The sequence below is a fragment of the Pseudolysinimonas sp. genome (assembly GCF_031389465.1).
Taxonomy (GTDB): Bacteria; Actinomycetota; Actinomycetes; order Actinomycetales; family Microbacteriaceae; genus Pseudolysinimonas_A.
Genome location: NZ_JANMSQ010000117.1, coordinates 1 through 8,245 on the forward strand (window position 1 = coordinate 1; position 8,245 = coordinate 8,245).

At 68.1% G+C, this 8,245-nt stretch carries 10 protein-coding genes and 1 pseudogene; 9 read left to right on the forward strand and 2 right to left on the reverse strand.

Annotated elements, in window-relative coordinates:
* The 7 genes from ffh to rimM all read left to right on the forward strand — a co-directional run.
* The coding region (gene ffh / locus RMO30_RS04460) for a signal recognition particle protein (protein ID WP_309710045.1) at window positions 1-1,467 on the forward strand (1,467 nt) is incomplete at its 5' end.
* 92 nt (window positions 1,468-1,559) lie between these two features.
* Window positions 1,560-2,348 carry an LLM class F420-dependent oxidoreductase gene (locus RMO30_RS04465; protein WP_309710047.1) on the forward strand — a complete coding sequence of 263 codons (789 nt, stop codon included), beginning with the start codon at window positions 1,560-1,562 and terminating at the stop codon, window positions 2,346-2,348.
* 47 nt (window positions 2,349-2,395) lie between these two features.
* On the forward strand, window positions 2,396-3,295 hold the full coding sequence (locus RMO30_RS04470) for a DMT family transporter (RefSeq protein ID WP_309710050.1): 900 nt from the start codon (window positions 2,396-2,398) through the stop codon (window positions 3,293-3,295).
* A 55-nt stretch (window positions 3,296-3,350) separates the two neighbouring features.
* Complete coding sequence (locus tag RMO30_RS04475) at window positions 3,351-5,030, forward strand: hypothetical protein (RefSeq protein ID WP_309710052.1); 1,680 nt, start codon at window positions 3,351-3,353, stop codon at window positions 5,028-5,030.
* A 183-nt stretch (window positions 5,031-5,213) separates the two neighbouring features.
* Window positions 5,214-5,726, forward strand: a complete 513-nt coding sequence (gene rpsP / locus RMO30_RS04480) for a 30S ribosomal protein S16 (protein WP_309710054.1) — start codon at window positions 5,214-5,216, stop codon at window positions 5,724-5,726.
* A 2-nt stretch (window positions 5,727-5,728) separates the two neighbouring features.
* Window positions 5,729-5,968 (forward strand): RNA-binding protein, encoded by a 240-nt coding sequence (locus tag RMO30_RS04485; protein ID WP_309710058.1) that lies wholly within the window; start codon window positions 5,729-5,731, stop codon window positions 5,966-5,968.
* Window positions 5,965-6,558: a ribosome maturation factor RimM gene (rimM, locus tag RMO30_RS04490; RefSeq protein WP_309710060.1), complete on the forward strand. Its 594-nt coding sequence runs from the start codon at window positions 5,965-5,967 to the stop codon at window positions 6,556-6,558. The genes RMO30_RS04485 and rimM overlap by 4 nt, the downstream gene beginning before the upstream one ends.
* Here rimM and RMO30_RS04495 read toward each other — a convergent pair.
* Window positions 6,555-7,094, reverse strand: a complete 540-nt coding sequence (locus tag RMO30_RS04495; RefSeq protein ID WP_309710063.1) for a DUF559 domain-containing protein — start codon at window positions 7,092-7,094, stop codon at window positions 6,555-6,557. The genes rimM and RMO30_RS04495 overlap by 4 nt on opposite strands.
* A 75-nt stretch (window positions 7,095-7,169) precedes the next feature.
* Between RMO30_RS04495 and RMO30_RS04500 the strand changes: the two genes are divergently transcribed.
* Window positions 7,170-7,388 carry a hypothetical protein gene (locus tag RMO30_RS04500; RefSeq protein WP_309710066.1) on the forward strand — a complete coding sequence of 73 codons (219 nt, stop codon included), beginning with the start codon at window positions 7,170-7,172 and terminating at the stop codon, window positions 7,386-7,388.
* On the opposite strand, the pseudogene RMO30_RS13110 reads toward RMO30_RS04500, so the two are convergent.
* A pseudogene (locus tag RMO30_RS13110) lies at window positions 7,374-7,433 on the reverse strand (hypothetical protein); the annotation flags it as partial. The gene RMO30_RS04500 and the pseudogene RMO30_RS13110 sit on opposite strands and share 15 nt — an antisense overlap.
* A gap of 114 nt (window positions 7,434-7,547) precedes the next feature.
* Between RMO30_RS13110 and trmD the strand changes: the two are divergent.
* On the forward strand, window positions 7,548-8,245 hold a 698-nt coding region (gene trmD, locus RMO30_RS04505), incomplete at its 3' end, for a tRNA (guanosine(37)-N1)-methyltransferase TrmD (RefSeq protein WP_309710071.1).

Genomic DNA, 8,245 nt, shown 5'->3' on the forward strand with positions numbered 1-8,245 from the left:
GCCGACGTCGCCCTGCCGGTGGTCAAGGCCTTCATCGCCAGCGTGAAGGAGCGGGCCCGCGGGGCCGAGGTAAGCGGCGCCCTCAACCCGGCCCAGCAGGTCGTCAAGATCGTCCACGAGGAGCTCGTCGCCATCCTCGGCGGGGCGAACCGGCCGCTCGCCTTCGCCAAGTCCCCGCCCACCGTGATCCTGCTCGCGGGCCTGCAGGGTGCCGGGAAGACCACCCTCGCCGGCAAGCTGGCGCTGCACCTCAAGAGCCAGGGGCACACCCCGCTGCTCGTCGCGGCGGACCTCCAGCGCCCCAACGCCGTGACCCAGCTGCAGGTGGTGGGGGAGCGGGCCGGTGTCCCGGTGTTCGCCCCGCACCCCGGCAACCAGGGCAGCGACGACGTCATGCCGTCCGGAGCCGACCCGGTCGCGGTCGCCCGCGAGGGCCTCGCGATCGCGCGCACCCGTCAGCACGACGTCGTCATCGTGGACACCGCCGGTCGCCTCGGCGTGGACGCCGAGCTGATGCGGCAGGCCGCCGACATCCGCGACGCCGTCGACCCCGACGAGGTGCTGTTCGTCATCGACGCGATGATCGGCCAGGACGCCGTCACGACGGCCCGCGCCTTCCAGGAGGGCGTCGACTTCACCGGCGTCGTGCTCACCAAGCTCGACGGCGACGCCCGCGGTGGCGCCGCGCTTTCGGTCGCGAGCATCACTGGGCGCCCCATCATGTTCGCCTCGACGGGTGAGGGGCTGGATGACTTCGAACCATTCCACCCCGACCGCATGGCCAGTCGCATCCTCGACCTCGGCGACATCCTCACCCTCATCGAGCAGGCGCAGGGCGCGTTCGATGAGGAAGAGGCGAAGAAGGTCGCCGAGAAGTTCGCGACCGACACCTTCACGCTCGACGACTTCCTCAAGCAGATGCAGCAGCTGCGCAACATGGGTTCGCTGAAGGGCATGCTCGGGATGCTGCCCGGCGCCCGCGGGATGCGCGAAGCCCTCGACAACTTCGACGAGCGCGAACTGGTGCGCACCGAGGCGATCATCCAGTCGATGACGACGGCGGAGCGGGTCACCCCGAAGCTGCTCAACGGCTCGCGGCGGCTGCGCATCGCTAAGGGTTCCGGCTCCACGGTGACCGACGTGAACCAGTTGGTGCTGCGGTTTGAGCAGGCCGCGAAGATGATGAAGACCGTCGCGAAGGGCGGAATGCCGCAGGTCCCGGGCATGGGTCCCATCCCTGGGGGCACTTTCGGTGGTGGCCGCCCGGGCAAGGGCAAGCAGCAGCAGAAGAAGGGGTCGCGCAGCGGCAACCCGGCGAAACGCGCCGCCGAAGACGCCGCCCGCGCCGAAGGAGTCAAGCCTGCGGCCGGTGGCTGCAGCGGCTTCGGCCTCGGCGGTGGGGGTGCGGCGAAGGCCCCACCGTCGCCGGAGGAGCTCGCGGCCCTGCAGAAGATGCTGGGCCGCTGACCTCGGTCTCTGATCTCGGTCGCTGACCCCCGGTCGGGAGGCGACCGACAGGTCTGTGCGCGTTCTATGCTGGCCGAATGACCGCACCAGGGATGCGTCACCCCGTCAGGGTGGGCGTGCAGGTCTCCAACCAGCACGCCCCGTACACGCTCATCAGAGACACCGTCCGTCAGCTCGAAGACCTCGGCGTCGACATCATCTTCAACTGGGATCACTTCTTTCCGTTGACCGGCGACCGTGACGGACTGCACTTCGAAGCGTGGACGATGCTCGGCGCGATCGCCGAACAGACGTCGCGCGTCGAGTTCGGCCCGCTCGTGAACTGCAACGTGTACCGCAACGCCGACCTGCAGGCCGACATGGCCCGCACGCTCGACCACATCAGTGGCGGCCGCTTCATCTTCGGCACCGGGTCGGGCTGGTTCGAACGCGACTTCGTCGAGTACGGCTTCGACTTCGGAACCGTCGGGTCGCGACTCGACGCGCTCGCCGTCGACCTGCCGCGCATCCGCGACCGGTGGACGAAGCTCAACCCGGTGCCGAGCCGCGACATCCCGATTCTCATCGGTGGCGGGGGCGAGCAGAAGACGCTGAAGATCGTCGCCGAACACGCCGACATCTGGCACTCGTTCGCCGACCCCGACACCCTCGTGCGCAAGCTCGACGTGCTGCGGCACTGGTGCGAAGAGGTCGGCCGCGACATCTCCGAGATCGAATTTTCGACAGGCACCTCGCTGCGCGGCCCCGGCACCCTCGACCACACGTCGCTGGAGAAGTACCACGCGCTCGGTGTCACGCTGTTCGAGATCGGGATCAACGCAGGGGCCGATCTCGCCGGGGTGCGCGCCCTGCTCGCCTGGCGGGATTCCGTCGAGGGCTGACCGCCGAAGTTCTGTGCGAAGTCGGTGGGTCGCCGTAGCGTGAGCGGATGACGTCGTCCCGGTGGCTCCTGCTCGGCGCGATCGTCTTCACCTTTCTTGCCTGGGCCAGCGCCTTCGTCGTCATCCGCGGGGTCGGCCCGTACCTCGACGGCGGGCCGCTCGCCCTGGGCCGCCTCGCCGTCGGCGTGGTCGCGCTCGGCATCGCCGTGTTGATCGCGCGTCGTTGGGTCTGGCCGACCCGACGCGAGTGGGCCCAGCTGGCGATCGTCGGCATCGCCTGGTTCGGCGCCTACAACGTCGCACTCAACACCGCGGAACAGACACTGGATGCCGGCACCGCGGCGATGATCGTCGGCATCGGGCCGATCCTCATCGCGCTCGGCGCGGGGATCTTCCTCGGCGAGGGCATCCCGAAGTGGTTGTCGATCGGCGCCGCCGTCGCGTTTGCGGGTGTCGTGCTCATCGGCATCGGAACGATGCTCGCTCAAGGTGGGGCCCATCCGGTTGACCTCGTCGGGGCGCTGCTCGCTCTCGTCGCAGCCGTCGCGTACGCGATCGGCGTCATCGCCCAGAAGCCCGTGACCCGCCACATCCCGGCAATCCAGGCGACGTTCCTCGCCTGCGCGATCGGGCTTGTCGTGTGTCTGCCGTTCTCGGGGCTGCTGGTCGCTCAGCTGGCCGTCGCCCCGGCGTCCGCGTGGTGGGGCACGGTGTATCTCGGCGTGGTGCCGACCGCGCTGGCGTTCACCACCTGGGCGTACGCGTTGAGCCGCATGCCGGCGGGCCAGTTGGGCATCGCGAGCTACCTCTCACCGCCCCTTGCCACGGTCATGGGGTTCCTCGCGTTCGGTGAGATCCCGCATCCGCTCGCCCTCGCGGGCGGGGTCGTCTGCCTGGTCGGCGTCGCCCTGTCGCGACGCCGCCTGCGGGTCGTCGCGCCCGCGTAGCCCGCCGGCCCGGCGCGCCGCTAGGGTGGGCGCTACCCCATCAGATCGAGGCCCGATGTCCCGCAACACCGAGTCCCGCTCCCCGTCGCGCACCGTCACCCGGCGGCTCGCCGCCGCGCTTGCGGCGATCGTGCTCGGATTGGTCGCCGCGATCGTGCCCGCCGTCTCGGCGTCGGCCTCTGGCCAAGTCGTCGTAGAAGTCGTGGATCAGGCGGGGAACGCCGTCGTGGGGCTCGACGTCGACTTCCGTCACGCCTCTGACAACACCACGGAAGTGATCGAGGCTTCCGACGCGTCAGGACTCGTCACCGTCACGTTGCCTGACGACGCCTACTTCTTCTACGTGATCGACGGCTCTACTGACGGAACCAGCACCTACGGCTCGGCGTACGGCAGCGTGACCGTCAGCGGCACCGATCCGGCCCCGCTCCAACTCATCGTGAACCGGTATGTCGACATCTCGGGGCAGATCGACCCCTGGACGTCGGAGATGACCGCTGCGGGCGTCGAAGTGCAGCTCTACGCGTACTACTCGTCCGGTGGGTTCTGGAGCGGTACCTCCTTCTCGGAGGTCACGTACGACGGTTCGTACACCTTCCCCGCCCTCATCTTCGATCAGCCGTACACGCTCGACTTCGAGATGGACGAGGAGAACACGCCCTACCTGGATGCCTTCCTCGGCGGGTTCGACGATCCAGCGCTGGCCACCCAGCTCGATGGTGAGCCAGGCGTCGGGTTCTCGGGATTGACCATGTCGATGCCGCCTGCGGCATCCATCTCCGGCACCGTCACTGACATCAACGGCCTTCCGATTGAGGGCATCTGGATCTGGGCTGAGGACGATCCCGACTACAACGAGTACGTCGAGACGCAGACGGATGCCGACGGTGAGTACACGCTCTACGTACGGCCGGGTCTGACCTACGTGGTGCACGCCGATGACTGGGACAACGACGACTACGTCCCGATGACCTATGACGGCTGGGATGGCTGCGGGTGCGAATTCGACCCCGTTACGCCGCCCGCCAGCGACATCGACTTCGAACTGGTCGCCGCCGACACCGAGCTGGTGATCCCAGGCGTTGTCTTCGACGCTGCCTCCGAACTGGTCCCCGACCTCGAGGTGCGGCTGTTCCGCCATGTCGGTTCCGCCTGGGTTCTGGATGACGTCGTCGTGAGCGACGACGGCAGCAGCCTCGGCTACCCGTTCAACTTCGTCTTCTACCTCGCCGAGTCCGCGGAGTTCCGCATCCAGATCGCCGATTCGACCGGCAAGATTCTGCGCATCGACGAGGGCGGCACGTCCCCCGACCTGTCGGGCGCGCCGACGTCCTTTGATCCGTTGCCCGCGTGCTACGGCGATATCGGGATCGTGACCGATGTCGTCTTTGCCTTCGTGGCCGTCGACCCGTCGACCCCGAGCGGCGCTTGCGCGTCGCTCGACGCTGGGGCGTCGGGGGGAACCGGCGGATCGGGATCGACACCAGCCAAACCGCGCAGCAAGGCCGGGGGCTCGAGCTCGGTCGTGGCGCCCACTCCCACGCCTACGCCGACTGCCACCCCGACGCCGTCGGCCACCCCGCGACCGTCGGCCAGCCCCACTCCCACCGCCACGCCACCGATCGAGGTGCCCCCGGCATCCGGATCGGATCTGTGGTGGCTGCTATGGGTCGCGATCGGCACCCTGGCGATCGTCATCGTGGGTGGCGTCGTGTACGTCGTCCGACGGCCCTGACCTCTCACGGGTGATTTCGCCCGGTGGTCGCTCGGCGGCCGAGAATCTGCCAGAATGGTCGTTTGGGTCCCGGCGTCCGACCCTCTATCCGATGCCGACGATCTCCACCGAGAACTTTCCTGCCGAGTGTGCCCCACGCGCACGGGAGCAGTTCGTCCGTCACGCACACACTCTGGAGAACTCTTGTCTGTCAAGATCCGCCTGAAGCGGCTCGGCAAAATCCGTGCCCCGTACTACCGCATCGTCGTCGCCGACTCGAAGACCAAGCGCGACGGTCGCGTCATCGAAGAGATCGGCAAGTACCACCCCACCGAGGAGCCCTCGTTCATCGAGATCGACTCCGACCGCGCCCAGTACTGGCTCGGCGTCGGCGCGCAGCCGACCGAGCAGGTCGCCGCGCTCCTCAAGCTCTCGGGCGACTGGGGCAAGTTCAAGGGCGACAAGAACGCCAAGAGCACCATTCGCGTCAAGGAGCCTAAGCCGGTCTTCTCGATCGACGACAAGAAGAAGCCTGTTCTGAAGCCGAAGGTTGAGAAGGCCCCGAAGGTGGAGGCTCCTGTCGAGGAGGCTCCGGCCGCCGAGGTCGTCGAAGAGGCCCCCGTGGTTGAGGCGCCGGTGGTTGAGGCGCCCGTTGCCGAGGCTCCGGCCGCTGAGGAGGCGCCCGCTGAGGCCGCCGCCGAGGCCGACGAGAAGTAGTCATGCTGGCTTCCGCCCTCGAGCACCTCGTCAAGGGGATCGTCGACTTTCCCGACGACGTCCGGGTCGAGTCGTCGACTTCGACGCGCGGCGAGCTGCTCGAGGTGCGGGTGCACCCCGACGACCTGGGCCGGGTCATCGGCCGGTCGGGGCGCACCGCCAAGGCCCTGCGCACGCTCGTGACGGCACTCGCCGACGGGCAGCGCGTTCGGATCGACGTCGTCGACACCGACGAGGCGTGAACGCCGAAAAGGCTCAGCCCCCGGGTACGACGCAGCTGCGAGTCGGGCGCCTCACGAAGGCGCACGGGCTCAAAGGCGCCCTCAAGCTCGAACTCTTCACCGACGAGCCGGAACGCCGCTTCGTGCCCGGCGCGACGTTCACGCTGCAGGTGCCCACGTCATCCCCGTGGCATGGCAAGACGATCGAGCTGACTGAGCTTCGCTGGTACAACAGCCACGCGGTCGGGTTCTTCACCGGTATCGACGACCGCGAAGCGGCCGAGACCCTCGTGCGGGCCATCCTCTGGGTCGATCACGACCTCACCGAGGTGCCCGCCGAATCCGACGCCTGGTACGACCACCAGCTCGTCGGACTGCGTGCCCTGCGCGACGGCAAGGATGTCGGCCGCGTCGTGCGCGTCGACCACTTCCCGGCTCAGGATCTGCTCGCCATCGACACCGGCAGCGGCGAAGTTCTCGTGCCGTTCGTGTCGGCGATCGTGCCGACCGTCGACATCGACGCGGGCACCGTCACCCTCACGCCGCCCCCCGGCCTCTTCGAGGAACTTTCCGACGAAGAGCCCCCTGTCGACCCTCCCGCCGGTTCCTAACTCTCGGATATCCGCTCCTTCATCGACGAGAGGTTGATGAGGTATCCGGATTCCGAGAGTTGCGTCCTGTGGATCGCGCGCCACCGGTGCTCACGGCGACGGATCACCTCGAGTGCTGCGCTCACGACCGCGTCGAGATCGGTCGTGACCTGGTGGTAGCTCGCTCGGATCACGATGTAGCCGCGCCGCACGAGTTCACGATCCCGCTCGCGATCTCGCTCGAACTCCACGCGCCCGCCGTGCCAGTCGTACCCGTCGGCTTCGATCACGAGCCGGTCGCCAATGAGGAAATCGACGCGGCCCACTCCCGGGATGACCACCTGACTCCGCATCCGAACCCGGTGGCGTCTCAACGCCAGTCGAACGAGTGTCTCGATGCCAGATTCTGCGGTGGGGTCGTGAACTGCGAGCACGCGGCGCCCTCTCGGAGTGACACCGAGTACGGCTTGCAGCCGGAGGGGCGTGAGAATCCCGCGGTTCACGAGTGAGTCGGCCACGATCACCAGGGCACGGAAGTCGACGCACGCAACAGCCATCCCCAGCGCTTCGTCGACCGAGTCGACCCCCGGGCCAACCCGTTGGGCCGTCCAATGAATCCGTACGCCCGGTTGATGGATGACCGCGACACCGTCGGCTACCCGGACGTGTGCCCCGGTGTCGTCGAGAGTCCAGGCGCCGTGGCTCCGCAGAGCAGCCAGGCAGGTCAGTCGACCGCCAACCCGCGCGGCAGTGACGACATCCGACGCCGCCGAAGGGGTGCAGTACCACCCGCGGCGGACGCGGGTCAGTGCACCACCCGCGAGGGCGCGGCGAACATCCGCCCGACCTAACCCGCTGGCCCGAAGATGTCGTGTTGAGAACAGTCCTGTCTGCATTGCTCGACAATGCGACCCAACTCTCGGTCGGGAGACCCTTCATCGATGAGACGTGGATAAGTGGTCACGATTCCGAGAGTTAGGGACGCACCAGCGCCCGGATAGCCTGAAGCCGTGCGTATCGACGTCGTGACGATCTTCCCCGAGTTCTTCGCCGTGCTCGACGTTTCGCTCCTCGGCCGCGCGCGCAGCGGGGGTGTGCTCGACATCCAGGTGCACGATCTGCGGGATTTCACGCACGACCGCCACCGCACCGTCGACGACACTCCGGCCGGCGGCGGCGCCGGAATGGTGATGAAACCCGAACCGTGGGGCGAGGCGCTGGATGCCGTCCTCGGCGAGGCGAGCACGGTGGTCTTCCCCACCCCCGCAGGCACGCTCTTCACACAGGCGGCCGCCCGCGACCTCAGCAGCCGTGAGCACCTCGTCTTCTGCTGCGGCCGCTACGAAGGCATCGACCAGCGCGTCATCGACAACACCCGAGGCCGTGCGGATGTGCTCGAGCTGAGTCTCGGCGACTATGTGCTGAACGGCGGCGAGGTCGCGGCGATGGCGATGATCGAGGCGGCGGGGCGACTCGTGCCGGGGGTGGTCGGCAATCCCGAGAGCCTCGTCGAGGAGAGTCACGAGGACGGGCTGCTCGAATACCCGAGCTACACGAAGCCCGCCGTCTGGCGCGGACTCGAAACTCCGCCGGTGCTGCTCGGCGGCAACCACGGTGCCATCGCCGCCTGGCGGCACGAGCAGCAGCTGGAACGCACCCGCCGCATCCGTCCCGACCTGTTGCCGTCCGCCGACGAGCAGACTAAGAC